Source organism: Niallia alba (assembly GCF_012933555.1).
Classification (GTDB): domain Bacteria; phylum Bacillota; class Bacilli; order Bacillales; family Cytobacillaceae; genus Niallia; species Niallia alba.
In genome coordinates this window covers 3,223,723-3,241,508 of sequence record NZ_JABBPK010000001.1, presented here as the reverse complement: position 1 = coordinate 3,241,508, position 17,786 = coordinate 3,223,723, and the positions used below count along the sequence as shown (strand labels likewise).

Here is a 17,786-nt window from a genome sequence, read left to right as displayed (position 1 = left end):
TGGGGGGAGTCCTTCTTTTTTCCTTTCTCCTCTGCATTTTGGTTTTCATTCACTTGGTGAACGCCACTTTTTCGTTTGTTTCTCTGCATTTTGGTTTTCATTCACTTGATGAACGCCGCTTTTTCGTTTGTTCCTCTACATTTTGGTTTTCATTCGCTTGATGAACGCCACTTTTTCGTTTGTTCCTCTACATTTTGGTTTTCATTCGCTTGATGAACGCCACTTTTTCGTTTGTTCCTCTGCATTTTGGCGTTCATTCGCTTGATGAACGCCACTTTTTCGTTTGTTCCTCTGCATTTTGGCGTTCATTCGCTTGATGAACACCACTTTTCCCCTTCAACCCCCCTGAAGGTTAGTTGAACCAATTGGACTTTTTACGAATAGTTGATCTCAAGTGATCTTCCTCGAATTCTCAAAAGTTTGAGACTGAGTTTTACTGTTAGTTAAGGTGGGATAAATGCACTTTTAGAGGAGTATAGAAGTAATGCATTCCAAGAGAGAATTAATTTATAAGGCTGTTTTCGTAAAGTTTGTTGCTCCATTTTTCCAACTAATTCTTTTTTTCGATTGAAAAACAACAATCCTTTAGAAAACAGCCATTTATAAAAAAAGAATCGAGCTCTTTATAAAGAGGCTCGATTCTTTCTTTTGCTCTTCTTCCCCTCAATAACAGTCAAATGAGCTGTACTTTTGCTTCGTTTATGCTTATTGGCTTTTAAGGAAGAGGATTTGGTTGAGTGCTGTTGTGCTATTGGTGATTTTTCTCTAGTTTGTAGTCGCTTTTTTGATTGCTTTGCAGCTTTTAGAAAAGCTCTTTGTTCTCTTTTTTGCGGACTAGATGTACTGAAATGGCGATAAATGAACCAGATAATGGCACCGACAGCAAACATGACAGCAATGTTTAGAAAAAATCCTGTTGGATTTTTAATTAAATTTACAGCTAGGCCAATGAAAGCAAAGAAAATGATACTTCCAAATATAATAATTGAAAATCGGTTCTTCAAAAAAGCCACCTCCCTAAAAGCATGATGAGCATTTTTTCTAACTTTTAAACTATTATTAAGAAAAGTTTATTCAAAAAAGGCTAAATTGTTCACATGAAAAAGTTTTCAGAAAAAGATTTTTAACAAAAAAATAGTATGTGTAGATCAATCTTGTATTTATATTGAATCTATTTCCCTTTATTATCCATCATACCCTTTTTATTTGCTCATTCAACCATTGCTTTTGATAATTGTGCTTCTGTTTCTTCTTCACGCCTTTTTAATTCATTAAAGGAAAGGATTGCTACTTCTACTTGCTCATTACTCGGTTCTTTTGTTGTTAATAATTGCAGCCAAAGTCCTGGTAATCCAAGGTATTTTAATACAGGAACCTCTCTTAATTTATTGGTGATCTGAAGTACTTCAAAAGAAATGCCAATAACGAAAGGAATTAAGGCAATTCGGATTAATACTCTTTCAAACAGATTCTCTGGATAGAAGAATAAATAAAGGAATAGTCCGACAATTACCGTAAAAAGAATAAAACTTGATCCGCAGCGATAATGTAATCTTGATGCTGCTTGGACATTTTCAATCGTTAATTCTTTTCCATTTTCATATGCATTGATTACCTTATGTTCGGCGCCATGATATTGAAATACTCTCTTTATAATAGGTGTTAGTGAAACAAAGTAAATGTATCCAAGTAAAAGGATAAGCTTAAAAAAGCTTTCTAGTAGGATTTGAGCAACATGACCAGAAATAATCGGCATAAACATAGCCGCTAGAAAGGTCGGAATAAGCGTAAAGATGAATTTTCCAAATAGAAAGGAAAGCACTCCTAGAACTGCTACTCCTAAAATCATGGATAGTTTAGATGGTTCTTGTTCTTCCAATTTATAATCTTCTGAAGGGTCAAGATCAAATCGATCTGTTGAAAAATTTAAATGTTTTGTTCCGTTCCCACTTGATTCGATTATGGCAATAAGACCTCTTAAGAATGGGATTTTCTTAAATTTTGCTAGCTTTGTATTATACTTTCTTGGAAGATGAAAATAATCAATCGACTGATCTTTTCGTCTTATAGCTGTTACATAATGATGTTTACCTCCAAACATAACACCTTCTACAACAGCCTGACCTCCGTATAATGGTTTTTGTTCACTTGACATGTACAATTACACCAACCTCAGGATAAATTAGGTGAACACAACGGGCTTCTATATAATGAAGAATATTTATGGTTGTAATTTCCCCTAATACTATCTTACTAAAAAATTCAAAAAACCACTAGCGTGACATCACATCCTATCTTAATCCTTCTTTTTAATTAATCATAAATAAGAATAATGCAAGGAAAGAAAAGGAATGGGACATACTACTAGTCGGAGGTGGATATTATGGAGAACAAACAACAATCACACGATGAAAAAGATAGACCGATGTCTTTTATTGCCTTAGTTATTTGGACAGGGATGTTTGGCGGTATTTTTTGGTCTTTAATTGGTTACGTTGGGTATGTTTTTAATTTTACGGAAATACGTCCTAATATTATTTTAGAACCTTGGGCTATAGGAAGTTGGAAATATGGTTGGCTTGGAACAGTGATCAGTATTATCGCAATTGGTTTTTTCTCCACTGGTGCGGCTTTTGCTTATTATTTAATGCTTAGAAAATTTAAGACCGTTTATATTGGGATGGGGTTTGGAATTGCATTATTTGCTTGTGTATTTATTGTTTTAAATCCAATTTTTCCAAGTATGGCGCCTTTCTTAGAGTTGAAAAGAGATACGATTATCACATCTGTATGTTTATACATTTTATATGGAGTTTTTGTTGGATATACAATTTCCTATGAAGAAAATGAAATTCAAATAAAAAAATGGAAAGAAACTAAGCCAGCTACGACTTTAACAGGTAATGAAGGAGAATAAAAAGTTTTCTTCCTGTTAATTACTCATAGCTAATTAGGGAGTCTAATATCTTTGTTTACATGCTATTTTGTCTGTATTTCAAGCGTATTTATGATAAAATGATTTACATGAGTGTACTTTTTCATCATTCAGATTATTACCTTATCTAGAAGTTGTTAAGGCTTTAAGAAGAACTGTGCCTCTAGGAATGCGTATAAAGTGAGGGAGAGGATTTAAATGGAGAAACTTAAAAGAGTAAGAGAAGCACTAACAGAAGTTGGGGCAGATGGTATTTTAATAACTAGCACTTATAACAGACGCTATGTTAGCAACTTTACAGGTTCTTCAGGAGCTGTCTTAATTAGTGGGGAAAAGGCTTTATTTATAACAGATTTTCGCTATGTAGAGCAGGCGGGAAATCAATGTATTGGATTTGATATCGTTCAGCATAAAGGGGCAATTCTTCAAGAAGTAGCTAATCAAGCAGAGAAACTAGGGATAAAGAACTTAGCATTCGAACAAGATTACACTACATTTACGCAGTATAAGGAGCTAGAAACGGTAGTAAAAGGAGAATTAGTGCCAGTTTCGGGGATAATTGAAAAGTTACGCTTGATTAAGACAAATGAAGAGATTAAGATATTAAAGGAAGCTGCTAAGATTGCTGATGCTGCTTTTACTCATATCCTTGATTTTATCAAGATTGGGAAAACAGAATTGGAAGTTTCGAATGAATTAGAGTTTTTTATGAGAAAATTAGGCGCCACTTCATCTTCTTTTGATACTATTGTTGCATCAGGAAAAAGATCTGCCTTGCCACATGGTGTTGCATCCGATAAAGTGATTGAAGCTGGTGATTTCATTACATTGGATTATGGTGCGTATTATAATGGATATGTATCTGATATTACGAGAACAATTGCGATCGGTAACCCAGATGAGAAATTAAAAGAAATCTATGATATCGTCTTAACTGCTCAACTGAAGGGTATGGAAGGCATTAAACCAGGAATTACCGGTGTCGAAGCAGATGCACTTACTCGTGATTACATAACTGAAAAAGGGTATGGAGAGTATTTTGGACATACAACAGGCCACGGAATAGGATTAGAAGTCCATGAAGGACCAAATTTATCCTTCCGTAATAATGCTCCGCTAGAACCAGGTATGGTAGTAACAGTAGAACCAGGTATTTATATTCCAGGTCTTGGTGGAGTGCGTATTGAAGATGATACAATAATAACAAAAGATCATAATGAAGCTTTAACCCATTCAACGAAAGAACTGATTATTTTATAGGAGGATTACTGCATGATTTCAGTAAACGATTTTAAGACAGGTTTAACAATTGAGGTAGACGGCGGAATCTGGCGCGTGCTTGATTTCCAACACGTTAAACCTGGTAAAGGTGCAGCGTTTGTTCGTTCAAAATTAAAAAATTTACGTACAGGTGCTGTTCAAGAAAAAACTTTTAGAGCTGGGGAAAAAGTTGCGAAAGCACAAATTGATAATCGTAAAATGCAATATTTATATGCAAACGGCGACCAGCACGTATTCATGGATGTAGAATCTTATGATCAAATTGAGCTTTCAGATTCTGTAATTGAATACGAATTAAAATTCCTAAAAGAGAATATGGAAGTCCATATAATGATGTATCAATCAGAAACACTAGGTGTAGAACTTCCAAACACAGTTGTATTAGAAGTGGCTGAAACTGAGCCTGGTATTAAAGGAGATACTGCTTCAGGTGGTACAAAACCTGCAGTAATGGAAACAGGTCTAACTGTTCAAGTTCCTTTCTTCGTTAATCAAGGGGACCGTTTAATTATTAACACAACAGAAGCTAGCTATGTTTCTCGTGCATAATGTTCTAAAATGTAGGTAATATACTAATTTTACCATTTGCATTCCGGTAAAAATTCATGTATGATAAAAACATAGAAGCTGCGTTGTACGTTATCGTATGAAGTTTCAACCTTTATCGATATTTAGGGAGTTCTATATTAAAGAAGGATCAGCAGGCCTAATGCCATTCGTCATTAGGACATATGATGAGAGCTTTTGCGAACACCCACCTGGTGGAGCAGGTTTTGAAACTCCATACACCTAAGCGGCAAATGCGGCTGGAAAAGGAGGTAATCATTTGATTGCCTCCTTTTTCCATGGAAATATAGTGGCTCCTATTTTCTGGATTTTCTCTGGAAAATACTTGTGTTGAAAATATAAACGCTGTAATAATGGCGTTATCGTTTCTTATAAGCAGGAAATAAAAATACTTAATGAAATGAAAAGGGCTTTAGTTATAGACTTAAGAAAAACGAATGAAAATTTTCCAAAGGAGTAGGATTACGAATTTATCCTACTCTTAATTTTTGTCCTAGGTATATTTTATTGACATCCCTCAATTGATTCCATTCCTTCACTTTACCAACACTTGTATGAAACATCTTCGCAATTTGGCTGACTGTATCTCCTTTTTTTACGACATAATAGACAGCTTGTGTGGATGGTATTTTGATTTTCTGCCCGACTTTTAGCAGATTTGGATTTTCTATTTGGTTTTAAGCTGAGAGTACTTTGATGGTTGTATTATATTTCCTGCTAATTTGATACAGTGTATCGCCTGCTTTAACAATATATTCTTTATTATTAGAGGTAGTTGCTTTAGTATCTGTTTCAAAATATGGAAGTGGGTTAACTGCATTAGACTTAAGGACATTCCAGCGGCCAACATGTAATTCAAAATGCAAATGCTGACCTGTTGAATCTCCTGTACTGCCCATAATGCCGATAACTTGTCCTTTTTTGACAGAATCTCCAACCTTTACTTTTCGAGAACCACTTTTTAAATGGGCGTATACTGTTTCATATTCTTGTCCAGAAATTTGATGAAGAATCATAATGCATTCTCCGTAACTTGCTGAATAATAGGATCTAGTAACAGTTCCATCAGCACTTGCCCTAATTGCATTGATTCCATTTTCTGCAAAGTCCACACCGAAATGTTTGTCCTTACCTGTTGAGTGGAATCCATTTGATATATATGTTACCGAAGTTGGTTTTGAAAACATGGTAATATCACCTCATGATAGCATATGATGAAGTGATTATTTTTGGTTGGACTACCTTTTTATTTTGGGAAATCATACCCCATAATTGCGGCGATTTTTTTCGGAATATCAGTGTTATCTAGCACACCATGAAATTCTTCCGCACCTGTTCCAACTGCGAAAACAACAATCATATTACTTGTATGTCCTCCTGTATCACTAAGCTGCTGTATTTGCGGTTGTATGATGCCGGCGTGATAATGGTTGGCGATTATATTGCCGATTTTCCAGTCAATTTGTTGCTCAAGATAAACCTGTCCTTTGTTTCGCATTGTATTTGTTTGGAATTGCTTAAGCTCTTCTTTACTTAAATCAATAGCTGCATAGTCTTTAAAAACCTTCCGGATGCTGTTTGTCGTATAACCATTGCCTGTTTTTTTCTTGCTTAATTGTTGTGCCATGTAATGTGGAGAGGCAGAAATGTCTTTAAGCCCGTTTATATCCATTGCTTCTGTGGCAGAAACCCCCATTGTCTCATGGTCGGCAGCAACAACAACTAAAGTATCCTTTCGTTTATTAGCCCATTCTACACAATATTTCACAACATCATCGAAAGCAATGGTTTCTTTCCATATTCCTGTAATATCTGATGAATGGGAGGCATGGTCGATTCGGCCTCCTTCTATCATTGCAAAAAAACCTTTTTCTTCATCTGCTAAAACATTTAAAGCTTTTTCAGTCATTTTCTGTAAAGATGGTTCCGTTGTTTTGAGATGATTTCTGTCTAGTTGGAAATTTAAATGAGCATCCCCAAATAAACCGAGAATTTTTTTCGCATCTGTTTTTTCTAATTGATCAGCCGTTGTTAAAAAATCATATCCAGCCTTTTTATAGGCATCGATAAGATCAATTCCTCTTTTATCATTGCGAGTGAAGTATTTTTTACCGCCACCCATAATAATATCGACTTTATTGCTTAATTGTTGCTTTGCAATTTCCTCTTGGTCTGCCCATCTATTATTAACGCTTGCTGTAAAGCTTGCAGGCGTTGCATCTGTTACAGAATTCGTCGTAATAATCGCCGTTTTCTTGCCAGCTTTTTTAAAGCTATCTAAAATACTGTCTTCGTTTTTCCCCTCAGGTGTCATGCCGATCATTCCATTATCTGTTTTCCTACCAAGTGCGAGTGCTGTCCCTCCAGCAGCAGAGTCTGTTACACGATTATTGTTGGATGATGTATGAACGATAGCGGTATGAGGAAGTGTTTCGATAAAAAGTCTTCCTTTTGTTCCATGCTCAAATAATCGAGCAATCTCCATTTGCCCAATGCCCATGCCATCGCCAATTAATAAGATAACGTTTTTAGGTATTCTTTTTTGTTCCTTGCTTAAAGCAGGTTTATGTCCCGCTGTTTGAACAGAAAGAAAGAGCCCTAAACTGATGGAAAGAAAGACGAGAAGTAATTTTTTCATGTCCTTTTCCTCCTATATTTTTTAGCTTTTAATCTTATATAGCTTTTGAAAAAAAGCTAATTTTTAACCATTTTTTACACTTGGTGCCATCCTTCTATATAAAGGCTGATTTCATATACTTGGCGAAGCCTAAATATAGCAGATACCTTTTCATTATCCTCTATGGTATCTAAGTGTTTTCAAGCTGCTCAGCTTAGTTAAATAATAATCTTTCCTATGAAAAAACAATAATTGATAAAAATAGAAGAATTAAATCCGAAGTGACATAAAAGAAGAAGACAAGCATACATTTTAATAAGTCATCCTATATATGTCATAACAAATCAGTTTAAATATTGTAAAAGCCTTTTTAACAAAGGAGGAATTTCATTGTGAATACCATCTATTCTTTTTTGCCAAAATCTATTGAAAATCATATTCTCACAATCCCTCCAGCAGAAAGATTAGGAATGGAAGAGATTCGAGTTCGAATAGGCAGGCCATTAGAAGTTTTTATTAATGGGCGTTCTATCTTTTTCCCATTTATCGTTTCAAAAGAGGATGGGAATCAATTGTTAAATAAAATAAGTCAATATTCGGTTTATACAATGGAAGAAGAATTGAAAAGAGGATATATCACTGTTCAGGGGGGACATCGAATTGGACTAGCTGGCAGAGTGATTTTACAAGATAGCAAAGTCAAGGCTATACGAGATGTAGCTTCTTTCAATATTCGGATAGCAAAAGAGCAAATTGGAATAGCTAATTCATTTATTCCTTACTTATATGATAAGGGGAAATGGCATCATACGATGATTATTGGACCTCCTCAGACAGGGAAAACAACCTTGTTAAGAGATATTGCTAGACTAATTTCTTCGGAGGAGGAGAATTCTTTATTAAAACCAGCAAAAGTTGGAATTGTAGATGAGCGATCTGAAATTGCTGGATGTTTAGATGGGATCCCTCAAATGACATTTGGACCACGAATTGATGTACTGGATGCATGTCCAAAAGCCGAAGGAATGATGATGATGATTCGCTCCATGAGTCCAGATGTTCTAATTGTGGATGAAGTCGGTCGGAAAGAAGATGAAGAAGCCATTCTAGAAGCAGTAAATGCGGGCATCCAATTAATAATGACTACACATGGATCAAATTTAGATGAAGTGAAAAAACGGCCTATGCTCTCTAGAATGATAAAAATGGGCATATTTGAACGATATATTGAATTAAATAGAAAGAAAGGTCCTGGTACAGTGACAGCAATAAGAAATGGACAAGGCCAATTATTGATGGATGAAATGAAGGTGAAGTAAATGATGAAAATAATTGGTGCAATCTTAATTCTTGCTTCCACAAGCTGGGGTGGAATGGAATTTTCAAAGCTATTAAGCCAAAGACCAAAGCAAATTCGCGCATTAAAATCTGCACTACAATCTTTAGAGGCAGAGATTATGTATGGACATACCCCCTTGCACGAAGCAAGTAGAAGATTAGCAGAACAATTAAATGAGCCATTAAGTTCCTTTTTTGCGAGTTTTGCAGATCGCTTAATTAAAGAGGACACAACCGTGAAAGAAGCATGGGCAGTTTCTTTAAATGACATTTGGAAAAAAACGGCGATGAAGGGTACCGAATTAGAAATTATGAAGCAGTTTGGAGAGACATTGGGGCGGCATGACCGTCTATCGCAACAAAAGCAAATTATGCTAACACTTACTCATCTGGAAAGAGAAGAAGCAGAAGCAAGGGAAACGCAAGGGAAATACGAGAAAATGATAAGAAGTCTCGGGTTTTTGTCCGGCCTGCTGATTGTCATTTTATTGATGTAGTTTTAGGAGGAGACTTTTATGGGCTTAGAGGTCGATATTATATTCAAAATCGCTGGGGTTGGAATCGTTGTAGCTTTTTTACATACAATCCTCGACCAAGTCGGCAAAAAAGAATACGCGCAATGGGTTACGTTGTTTGGATTTATTTACATTTTGTTTATGGTAGCAAACATCGTGAATGATTTGTTCCAGAAAATTAAAGCAGTATTTCTATTCCAAGGGTAAAGGAGGATATCATCATTGAAATTCTTCAAATAGTTGGAATTGCACTCATTTCCACATTTTTAGCACTCGTGGTAAAAGAACAGAAGCCTAATATCGCTTTTTTACTAGTAGTTTTTGTTGGTTGTGCCATTTTTCTTTTTCTTGTTGATCAAATTGCCGCTATTATACAAATGGTTGAAAGAATAGCCTTAAATGCAAGGGTAAATACCGTTTATGTCGAGACGATTCTAAAGATTATTGGAATCGCCTATATCGCTGAATTTGCTGTGCAAATTACAAAAGACGCAGGGCAAGGATCGATTGCCTCCAAAATTGAACTTGCGGGAAAGATATTGATTTTAGCCATGGCAGTCCCAATATTAACCGTTTTAGTTGAAACCATTTTAAATATGATTCCCAATTAACTAGGAAACCGTTTTCCGAGGTGAAAAAATTGAAAACAAAGCTGAAAATCGTACTACTAATAATGGCAGCTATCTTTTTTCTCTATCAACCTATTGTACAAGCCTCACCTCACGAATCACCAAAAACAGAAGATACGGAAACAGCAGAGGAAATAAAGGAAGAAGGAATGGATCCAACAAAAATTGTTGAATCGCAATTGGAGTCTTTAGATCTCAATGAATTAACGGAATTTTGGGATTCTATCAAAACAGAGTATGGAGGTTTTTTACCAGAAAGTCAAAAGGGCAGTCTCTATGACTTTATGGTTGGGAATAAAAGCTTTGATTTACAGGGCTTTTTCCACGGAATGCTTCAATTTGCGTTCCATGAAATTATCGTAAATGGAAAATTATTAGGTTCCTTAATCCTACTTACTATATTTAGTGTCATGTTGCAGATGCTTCAAAATTCATTTGAGAAAAGCTCAATCAGTAAAGTAGCATATGCGATTGTTTTTATGGTGTTAATTATACTTGCATTAAATAGTTTTCATGTAGCTATTACATATGCGAGTGATGCTATTTCGAACATGACAAATTTTATATTAGCGCTGGTGCCGTTATTGCTGGCCCTTATGGCAGCATCAGGTGGTGCTATATCTGCTGCATTCTTTCATCCCGTCATTTTATTTTTAATGAATACAAGCGGCATGTTAATCGAGTATATTGTGCTCCCTCTGTTATTTTTATCCACATTACTCCATGTCGTAAGTAGTTTATCAGAACAATACAAAGTTACCCAATTAGCAAATTTGTTAAGAAATATTAGCATAGGGATTCTTGGGATTTTTTTAACGATATTTCTAGGTGTTATTTCTGTACAAGGGGCATCTTCTGCTATAACTGACGGGATTACGATAAAAACAGCTAAGTTTGTAACAGGGAATTTCATTCCTGTTATCGGACGAATGTTTACAGATGCAACAGATACTGTTATAAATGCCTCCTTATTATTAAAAAACACGGTAGGGATAGCAGGCGTAGTAATCCTTCTTCTTCTTGTAGCCTTTCCGGCAATCAAGATTTTAATGATTTCCTTTATATATAAATTTGCAGCAGCAATCTTGCAGCCAATCGGCGGCGGTCCAGTCATCAAATGTTTAGATGTTATTAGTAAAAGCGTCATTTATGTCTTTGCAGCATTAGCGATCGTGTCCCTGATGTTTTTCTTAAGCATTACAGTGATCATTGTTGCTAGTAACTTAACGATGATGGTCAGGTAGAAGGGGGGAGAAAGAATGAATTTTATTACAGAATGGGTCACTAATATTATTCTGTTTATTTTGCTAGCAACCGTTGTGGATATGCTTTTGCCGAATTCTACCTTTCAGAAATACGCCAAAATGGTTGCAGGATTATTGTTGATAACAGTCATATTGACACCTGTGTTTAAGCTGATATCTAGTGATTTTGAAGACGTTTTTACTGCTAGTGCAATGGGGCAGCCAGAACAAAAAAATATGAATAATTCGATCGAATTGAAAAAAAGAGAAATACAAGCCTCACTTGATGAATATACATTAAATAAAATGGCTGTCCAATTAAAAGAGGATGCAAATGAGGAGTTGATAGCAAATTACGGAATGGAGATCAATTCGATTCAATTATCGATAGACAAAGAAAAGGATGTTGGGTTTCCCGCAAACTTAACAGAACTGGTTATCCATATGAAAGATAGCAAGGATCAAAATAATGTTGTGGAAGCTGTAAGCCCTGTTCGAATTGATACACAGCAACCTCTTCTTGACAAAGATGAATCGAAACAAATGGATACAGAAAGTATTATTTCCTTTCTTTCCGAAAAGTGGGAAGTACGAGATGATGCAATTGTAATTATGTACGAAGGAGGGGAGGATGAGAAAAATGGATAACAAGGACAAAGGGCCATTAAGCTGGTTGAAAAATTTTCTGTCAAACGATGGGAATGAAAAAAAACAGGGGAAAACCACCTACATTGTCATCGTTGTATTGTTTGGAGTCGCCATCATGCTGTTGAGCAATATGTTTTTTAAGGATGATAAAAATGCCCAAGAAGTTGCAGTTTATAGTAATGATGCTTCCTCTCAAGATGCCGAAGAAACATTTGGACAAAAAGCCTCTAGTAACAACTTAACTATTGCTGATTATGAAGAACAATACAAAAAAGAAATTAAGGAAGCAATAACGGCAATAGCGGGAGTTAAGGATGCAATTGTTTATGTAAATATAGAAGGTTCAGAAAAGAAAGTATATGAAAAAAACCAATCCCAAACAATCCAGAAAACAGAAGAAAAGGATACACAGGGAGGAAATAGGAATGTAGAAGAAACATCAAATGAGGAAACCGTAGTATTAGTGCCAAATGGCGATAAACAAGTTCCGATTGTAGTCGAAACGATGAAACCTAAAATTGTTGGGGTTCTAGTTGTTGCAAAAGGAGCTGAAGATATAAAAGTAAAAACAATGATAGTAGAGGCAGTTACTCGGGCACTGGATGTTCCAAGCCATAGAGTTTCTGTACAACCTAAACAAAACTAAGGGGGAATAATAGATGTTATTAAAAAAGCAAACAGTGTGGTTGTTAACAATGTTAAGTTTGGTTGTGGTGTTGTCTGTTTACTATATTACTTCACCAGAGTCTCGGTTAAATGAATTTGCAACAACAGAAGAAGATAATGCAAAGACAAATGATGCCAAAGAAACAGCTACAGACAGTAAAGGAGAAAGCACTGTTACAACTACTGATTCTGAAGCGGTATTTGAGCAAATGCGCCTTGACTTAATGGAACAACGAGACAAAATGAAAGAAGAGCTAGTAACAGTACAGGGATCTAAAGATAAAACAGCCGAAGAGAAAAATGAAGCTACTGAAAAAATTAAAGAGCTTCAAGCTATTACAGATAATGAAAAGATAATGGAAAGTCTAATTAAAGCAGAAAACTATGAAGACGTCCTTGTACAAACCTCTGATGATGGGACGGTAAAAGTAACAGTGAAAGCAGAAGAATTATCTGCAGAAGCGGCAAATGAAATCGTTCAGCTTATCCGCAAGAACATGGATTCACCAAATGCTAACGTTGCTGTAAAAATCGATCCGAAATAATAGAGACAACAGGGAAGTAACAAGTAATAATATGGGGAAAAAACGAATAGCTAGTCCAAAACTGTAGATCACTGTTATTGAGTGTCTACAGTTTTTTTAGGTAGAATGAATCAATCTATTAGTGAAATTGTGTTATTAATAATAATCAATTTTTGCTCTTTTTAACATCAATTATAAAAGTAAGCGTTTTCTGTAAATCGTCAGCTTTGATTAGTTATTTTAAAAAGATAGTGGTATGATAAGTAGGTAGAAAGAGAGATGATTTCCCGCGGATTTAAAAATTATTATGAAAATATCACTAGTGTTGCATTAATTTAAATTCACTATTAAAAATACTCAAAATGTTCAATATTATTATTTTGCGCAAAGAAAAAGTCCTTTATAATGGATTAGTCAGGTGGTAACCCGTCCAAATCCACTAAAAAAGGACCATCACATGGACAAGATTACACGAAAAACTTCATTTGGACAATGGTTTTCACCTATAAATCTTCAATTATTTGAAGAAAACGTGAAAACGATGAAATTAGATTACTATACGAAAAAATTAACGACAGAGTCATTTCTAAAATTACTACTTTTTGCGCAGCTACAAGAAATTGAAAGTCTGCATGCGCTGGGTGATTGTCTTTTCGATGACCAGCTTCAAAAAGGGATAGACCTTGATTCTATTAGTATTTCTCAGTTGTCACGGCGGTTAAACGGCATAAACCCTGATCTATTTCAAAGGCTTTTCCTTGATTTAGTGTCACAAATTCATGCCAAAACGCATTACACGAAACTCGTGATGCCGTTAAAAATCATTGATTCAAGCACATTGCCACTTAATTTGACCAATCATAAATGGGCTAAATTCCGCAAAACAAAAGCAGGTGTAAAGTTACATTTGCGCCTTGTGTTTATGGAAAAGGGTATATCCTATCCTGAAAAGGCCGTTATGACAACGGCAAAAGAACATGACCGTGGTCAGCTTGAAATCATGGTGGATGACAAGGAATGCATGTATGTGTTTGACCGTGGTTATCTAGACTACGAGCGCTTTGATCGCATGACTGATGATGGCTACTTCTTTCTTTCACGGCTACGCAAAAATGCAGTCATACGGAACGTTTACGATTTTAAGCTACCCAAGGATACAGCTGTTTTATCAGACCAAATGGTGTTGATAGGTACGACTCAAAACCGTGCTGAAAATTACTTTCGGCTTCTAAAAGTGATGGACTCAAAAGGAAATGAACTTCATTTAATTACAAATCGTTTTGATTTAAGCGCCGAAGAAATTTCAGAAATGTATAAATCACGGTGGGCAATTGAGCTGTTTTTTAAATGGATCAAACAACATCTCAGCATCAAAAAGTTCTACGGTCAAAGCGAATGGGCGATTCAAAATCAAGTATTTATCGCACTAATTGTTTTTTGCCTACATGTTCTCGTGCAAATCGAGACCAGAAGCAAGCGAAAAACCTTACAGATTAGCCGTTATCTAAGGGCTGCATTGTGGAAACCAGCGAATGTTTGGCTTCGAAAGATTGAAGGAAAAGCCATCCCTTAAATATGCAAATTGTCGTCGTTGCAAAAGTCTAATTGTAAATAAATTTCCAAATGGATGGGGCCACCTTTGATTGGGTATTTACTTTTTTGCCTCTAAACAGGGAAGGTGAGTAAACTGAAAATTATGACACTATTTATGCAACACTAGTGTGAAAATATAATAAAAAAATTAGTAGCAAAAAAGTAATGTTTTAAAGATGATTGTTGAATTATAATAAGGTCTTATCGTATGATATTAGTATCTAGTACTAAAAGAATGACTTAAGGGGTGCAATTATATGTTGAAAATTTCAGAAGTGAAAGAACTAATTAAATTAATAGATGATTCGACTATTAGCAATTTTTTATATGAACAAGATGGCGTGAAAGTTGAAATCAAAAAGAATGTTGGAGAGGCAGTAGTAGCAGCACCAGTTGTTACAAAAACAATCCAACAAGAAGAAGCGAAAACAACAAAAGAGGTTGCGGTTGAAAGTGTAGTTACAGAAGCACCTGAAAAATCAATCGATGAAAACTTACATAAGATTACCTCTCCGATGGTAGGAACATTCTATCAATCAGCTTCTCCAGATGCTCCTGCATTTATAAAAGTAGGAGATAAGGTTACAAAAGATTCTGTTGTTTGTATCGTAGAAGCGATGAAGTTATTTAACGAAATTACAGCAGAAGTAGATGGCGAAATTGTAGAAATTCTCGTTAAAGATGGAGAACTTGTAGAGTACGGGGAACCATTATTTCTAGTAAAGGCGTAACTAAGAGGGGTTTAATCGATGATAAAAAAACTATTAATCGCAAATAGAGGAGAAATAGCTGTTCGTATTATAAGAGCTTGTCGTGAATTAGATATCCAAACGGTGGCTATTTATTCAGAAGCAGATCGTGAGGCTTTGCATGTACAAATCGCTGATGAAGCGTATTGTATAGGACCAAAAGCTTCAAAGGATAGTTATTTAAACTTTACAAACATAATAAGTGTAGCAACGTTAACAGGGTGCGATGCCATTCATCCTGGATACGGATTTTTGGCGGAAAATGCTGATTTTGCTGAATTGTGCAGAGATTGCAAAATCACGTTTGTAGGACCTAGTCCAGAGGCTATTAATAAAATGGGAACAAAAGATGTTGCGAGAGAAACAATGCGTCAGGCTGGCGTGCCAATCGTGCCTGGTTCCCAAGGAATTATTAAAGATCTAGAAGATGGCATTCAATTAGCAAAAGAAATAGGATATCCTGTTATTATTAAAGCTACTGCAGGTGGCGGTGGTAAGGGAATCCGTGTAGCAAGAACAGAAGAAGAATTAATTAAAGGAATAAACATTACGCAGCAAGAAGCATTAACAGCTTTTGGGAATGCAGGAGTGTATTTAGAAAAATATATCGAGGATTTCCGCCATGTAGAATTGCAAGTACTTGCTGATAATTATGGGAATGTCATTCATCTAGGAGAAAGAGATTGCTCCGTACAGCGTCGATTGCAAAAGTTGCTCGAAGAATCTCCGTCTCCTGTATTATCAGAAGAAATGCGAGAAAAAATGGGGGATGCTGCTGTTAAAGCTGCCGCTGCAGTAAATTATACAGGTGCAGGAACGATTGAATTCATTTTTGATTATCAAAATCAAGCATTCTATTTTATGGAAATGAATACGCGCATCCAAGTTGAGCATCCAGTAACGGAAATGGTAACTGGTATTGATTTAATTAAAGAACAAATACTAGTTGCATCAGGCAAACCTTTGGAATATAAACAAAAGGATGTTACATTTACTGGTTGGTCAATAGAATGCCGTATCAACGCAGAAAATCCTGCGAAAAATTTCATGCCTTCACCAGGGAAAATCGATATGTATTTACCGCCAGGCGGATTAGGAGTACGTGTTGATTCAGCTGCTTATCCAGGTTATAAGATCCCACCATACTATGATAGTATGATTGCTAAGGTAATTACCTATGGATCAACTAGACAAGAAGCTATTTCCCGCATGAAACGGGCGCTGAGTGAATTTGTAATCGAGGGTGTACACACTACGATTCCGTTTCACTTAAATCTCCTTAATCATGAAAAGTTTGTGGAAGGCAACTTCAACACAAAGTTTTTAGAGATGTATGATTTAATGAAATCAGAAGATTAAAAGGAGGAAAAAGTAATGAGCGAAACAACAAGTTTAGAAATGAACCAAGAGTATAATGGACTAGGCAAAGTAGAAATTGCTCCTGAAGTAATTGAGGTTATTGCTAGTATTGCTGCTTCTGAAGTAGAAGGTGTAGCTCAAATGAGAAGCAATTTTGCAACTGGAGTTGTGGAGAAATTTGGAAAAAAGATGCACAACAAAGGGATAAAAGTTGACCTTAGTGAAGAAGGTATTAAAGTTGAAGTATATTGCGTGATGAATTTTGGTGTTTCTATCCCACAAGTTGCACAACAAATTCAAGACAATATTCGTCAGACTTTAATCAATATGACTGGACTAGTAACAGAGGAAGTTAATATTCACATTGTTGGTGTTCAGTTCGAATCGACAAAACAAGAATCTGAATTACAGCAAGAAATGTAGAATACTATCTACTAGTAGCTAGAATATAATAATTTTTAATAGCAAAGGCTGAACAGGAGAGAACAAATATCTAATAAAAGGGGACCCCTTTTATTAGATATCGAGTTCTTATCTTGGACAGCCTTTGTTTTTGTGAGAATTTACGAAGCAGTACAAACATAATTCTAGGTTTTTTTCACGTAAGATAGAGTTTTGTTTTTATTTATGCTATTATTCATGTAGCATAGATAAATAGGTTGGTTTAAACCTATGGAAGGATTTTAAAGGAGCTTAAATAATGAAAAGAAGAACTGCCAGAGAAAAGGCCTTACAGGCACTATTTCAAATTGATATTAGTGATATAGACAAGGAAATAGCAATAGAACATGTTTTAGAAGGAGAGAAATCCGATTCCTATCTTACTAAATTAGTGGATGGGGTTCTTAGCCACCAAGTTTCTATTGATGAAACAATCAAACAATATCTAGAAAATTGGTCACTGGAAAGAATAGCTAATGTAGACCGGAACATTTTACGTCTTGCAGCGTATGAAATGATGTATGGTCAAGCAGATGATGTACCTGTAAATGTAGCAATAGATGAGGCTGTAGAAATTGCTAAACTTTATGGAGATGATCAATCTGGTAGATTCGTCAACGGAGTATTATCTAAAATCAAAGAAAATCAGCAATAATAAGAGAAACGATGGTTTGATCAAA

Annotated in this window: 22 protein-coding genes and 1 other RNA gene; 17 read left to right on the top strand and 6 right to left on the bottom strand. The window is 35.6% G+C overall.

Annotated features, from left to right (window positions below):
• Positions 1-201: 201 nt before the first annotated feature.
• The 3 genes from HHU08_RS25525 to HHU08_RS15625 all read right to left on the bottom strand — a co-directional run bounded on the left by HHU08_RS25525 (position 202) and on the right by HHU08_RS15625 (position 2,155).
• Positions 202-324 carry a hypothetical protein gene (locus HHU08_RS25525; RefSeq protein WP_263479764.1) on the bottom strand — a complete coding sequence of 41 codons (123 nt, stop codon included), beginning with the start codon at positions 322-324 and terminating at the stop codon, positions 202-204.
• Positions 325-623: 299 nt separating this feature from the next.
• Positions 624-1,013 carry an SA1362 family protein gene (locus tag HHU08_RS15630; protein WP_224427523.1) on the bottom strand — a complete coding sequence of 130 codons (390 nt, stop codon included), beginning with the start codon at positions 1,011-1,013 and terminating at the stop codon, positions 624-626.
• A 197-nt stretch (positions 1,014-1,210) separates the two neighbouring features.
• The gene (locus HHU08_RS15625) at positions 1,211-2,155 is read right to left on the bottom strand and encodes a DUF1385 domain-containing protein (RefSeq protein ID WP_169188819.1); all 945 of its coding nucleotides are present in this window, start codon (positions 2,153-2,155) and stop codon (positions 1,211-1,213) included.
• Positions 2,156-2,383: 228 nt separating this feature from the next.
• On the opposite strand from HHU08_RS15625, the gene HHU08_RS15620 reads away from it, so the two are divergent.
• From HHU08_RS15620 to ssrS, 4 genes are all read left to right on the top strand, one after another.
• Positions 2,384-2,917 (top strand): YqhR family membrane protein, encoded by a 534-nt coding sequence (locus HHU08_RS15620; protein WP_205835627.1) that lies wholly within the window; start codon positions 2,384-2,386, stop codon positions 2,915-2,917.
• Positions 2,918-3,133: 216 nt separating this feature from the next.
• Positions 3,134-4,195: a M24 family metallopeptidase gene (locus tag HHU08_RS15615; protein ID WP_016204912.1), complete on the top strand. Its 1,062-nt coding sequence runs from the start codon at positions 3,134-3,136 to the stop codon at positions 4,193-4,195.
• Between the two features lie 12 nt (positions 4,196-4,207).
• The gene (gene efp / locus HHU08_RS15610) at positions 4,208-4,765 is read left to right on the top strand and encodes an elongation factor P (protein ID WP_016204913.1); all 558 of its coding nucleotides are present in this window, start codon (positions 4,208-4,210) and stop codon (positions 4,763-4,765) included.
• A 72-nt stretch (positions 4,766-4,837) separates the two neighbouring features.
• A non-coding RNA gene (gene ssrS, locus HHU08_RS15605) (6S RNA) lies at positions 4,838-5,029 on the top strand.
• Positions 5,030-5,253: 224 nt separating this feature from the next.
• On the opposite strand, the gene HHU08_RS26040 is transcribed toward ssrS, so the two are convergent.
• From HHU08_RS26040 to HHU08_RS15590, 3 genes are read right to left on the bottom strand one after another with little or no spacing between them, the layout of a single operon-like run.
• The gene (locus tag HHU08_RS26040) at positions 5,254-5,412 is read right to left on the bottom strand and encodes a LysM peptidoglycan-binding domain-containing protein (protein ID WP_456238316.1); all 159 of its coding nucleotides are present in this window, start codon (positions 5,410-5,412) and stop codon (positions 5,254-5,256) included.
• Positions 5,413-5,460: 48 nt separating this feature from the next.
• Positions 5,461-5,970: a peptidoglycan DD-metalloendopeptidase family protein gene (locus HHU08_RS15595; RefSeq protein WP_169188818.1), complete on the bottom strand. Its 510-nt coding sequence runs from the start codon at positions 5,968-5,970 to the stop codon at positions 5,461-5,463.
• Between the two features lie 59 nt (positions 5,971-6,029).
• The gene (locus HHU08_RS15590) at positions 6,030-7,421 is read right to left on the bottom strand and encodes an alkaline phosphatase (protein ID WP_169188817.1); all 1,392 of its coding nucleotides are present in this window, start codon (positions 7,419-7,421) and stop codon (positions 6,030-6,032) included.
• A gap of 371 nt (positions 7,422-7,792) precedes the next feature.
• Here HHU08_RS15590 and spoIIIAA point away from each other — a divergent pair, with 371 nt between their 5' ends.
• The 13 genes from spoIIIAA to nusB all read left to right on the top strand — a co-directional run bounded on the left by spoIIIAA (position 7,793) and on the right by nusB (position 17,761).
• Entirely contained in the window at positions 7,793-8,719 is a 927-nt protein-coding gene (gene spoIIIAA / locus HHU08_RS15585; RefSeq protein WP_101730843.1) for a stage III sporulation protein AA, read from the top strand.
• Positions 8,720-9,235 (top strand): stage III sporulation protein SpoIIIAB, encoded by a 516-nt coding sequence (gene spoIIIAB / locus HHU08_RS15580; protein ID WP_016204917.1) that lies wholly within the window; start codon positions 8,720-8,722, stop codon positions 9,233-9,235.
• Between the two features lie 18 nt (positions 9,236-9,253).
• Positions 9,254-9,460, top strand: coding sequence for a stage III sporulation protein AC (spoIIIAC, locus tag HHU08_RS15575; protein ID WP_016204918.1), 207 nt, complete (start codon positions 9,254-9,256; stop codon positions 9,458-9,460).
• An 8-nt stretch (positions 9,461-9,468) separates the two neighbouring features.
• Positions 9,469-9,864 carry a stage III sporulation protein AD gene (gene spoIIIAD / locus HHU08_RS15570; RefSeq protein ID WP_051994032.1) on the top strand — a complete coding sequence of 132 codons (396 nt, stop codon included), beginning with the start codon at positions 9,469-9,471 and terminating at the stop codon, positions 9,862-9,864.
• Positions 9,865-9,893: 29 nt separating this feature from the next.
• Complete coding sequence (spoIIIAE, locus tag HHU08_RS15565) at positions 9,894-11,126, top strand: stage III sporulation protein AE (RefSeq protein WP_205835626.1); 1,233 nt, start codon at positions 9,894-9,896, stop codon at positions 11,124-11,126.
• A 15-nt stretch (positions 11,127-11,141) separates the two neighbouring features.
• Entirely contained in the window at positions 11,142-11,774 is a 633-nt protein-coding gene (spoIIIAF, locus tag HHU08_RS15560; RefSeq protein ID WP_169188816.1) for a stage III sporulation protein AF, read from the top strand.
• Positions 11,767-12,420 carry a stage III sporulation protein AG gene (gene spoIIIAG, locus HHU08_RS15555; protein ID WP_169188815.1) on the top strand — a complete coding sequence of 218 codons (654 nt, stop codon included), beginning with the start codon at positions 11,767-11,769 and terminating at the stop codon, positions 12,418-12,420. The genes spoIIIAF and spoIIIAG overlap by 8 nt, the downstream gene beginning before the upstream one ends.
• A gap of 13 nt (positions 12,421-12,433) precedes the next feature.
• Positions 12,434-12,985, top strand: a complete 552-nt coding sequence (locus HHU08_RS15550) for a SpoIIIAH-like family protein (protein ID WP_169188814.1) — start codon at positions 12,434-12,436, stop codon at positions 12,983-12,985.
• A gap of 436 nt (positions 12,986-13,421) precedes the next feature.
• Positions 13,422-14,537 (top strand): IS4 family transposase, encoded by a 1,116-nt coding sequence (locus HHU08_RS15545; RefSeq protein ID WP_169187985.1) that lies wholly within the window; start codon positions 13,422-13,424, stop codon positions 14,535-14,537.
• 277 nt (positions 14,538-14,814) lie between these two features.
• Positions 14,815-15,288, top strand: a complete 474-nt coding sequence (gene accB, locus HHU08_RS15540) for an acetyl-CoA carboxylase biotin carboxyl carrier protein (protein WP_016203271.1) — start codon at positions 14,815-14,817, stop codon at positions 15,286-15,288.
• A gap of 18 nt (positions 15,289-15,306) precedes the next feature.
• Positions 15,307-16,665, top strand: coding sequence for an acetyl-CoA carboxylase biotin carboxylase subunit (accC, locus tag HHU08_RS15535; RefSeq protein ID WP_016203270.1), 1,359 nt, complete (start codon positions 15,307-15,309; stop codon positions 16,663-16,665).
• Positions 16,666-16,680: 15 nt separating this feature from the next.
• Complete coding sequence (locus HHU08_RS15530; RefSeq protein WP_016203269.1) at positions 16,681-17,088, top strand: Asp23/Gls24 family envelope stress response protein; 408 nt, start codon at positions 16,681-16,683, stop codon at positions 17,086-17,088.
• Positions 17,089-17,365: 277 nt separating this feature from the next.
• Positions 17,366-17,761: a transcription antitermination factor NusB gene (nusB, locus tag HHU08_RS15525; protein ID WP_016203268.1), complete on the top strand. Its 396-nt coding sequence runs from the start codon at positions 17,366-17,368 to the stop codon at positions 17,759-17,761.
• Positions 17,762-17,786: the final 25 nt, after the last annotated feature.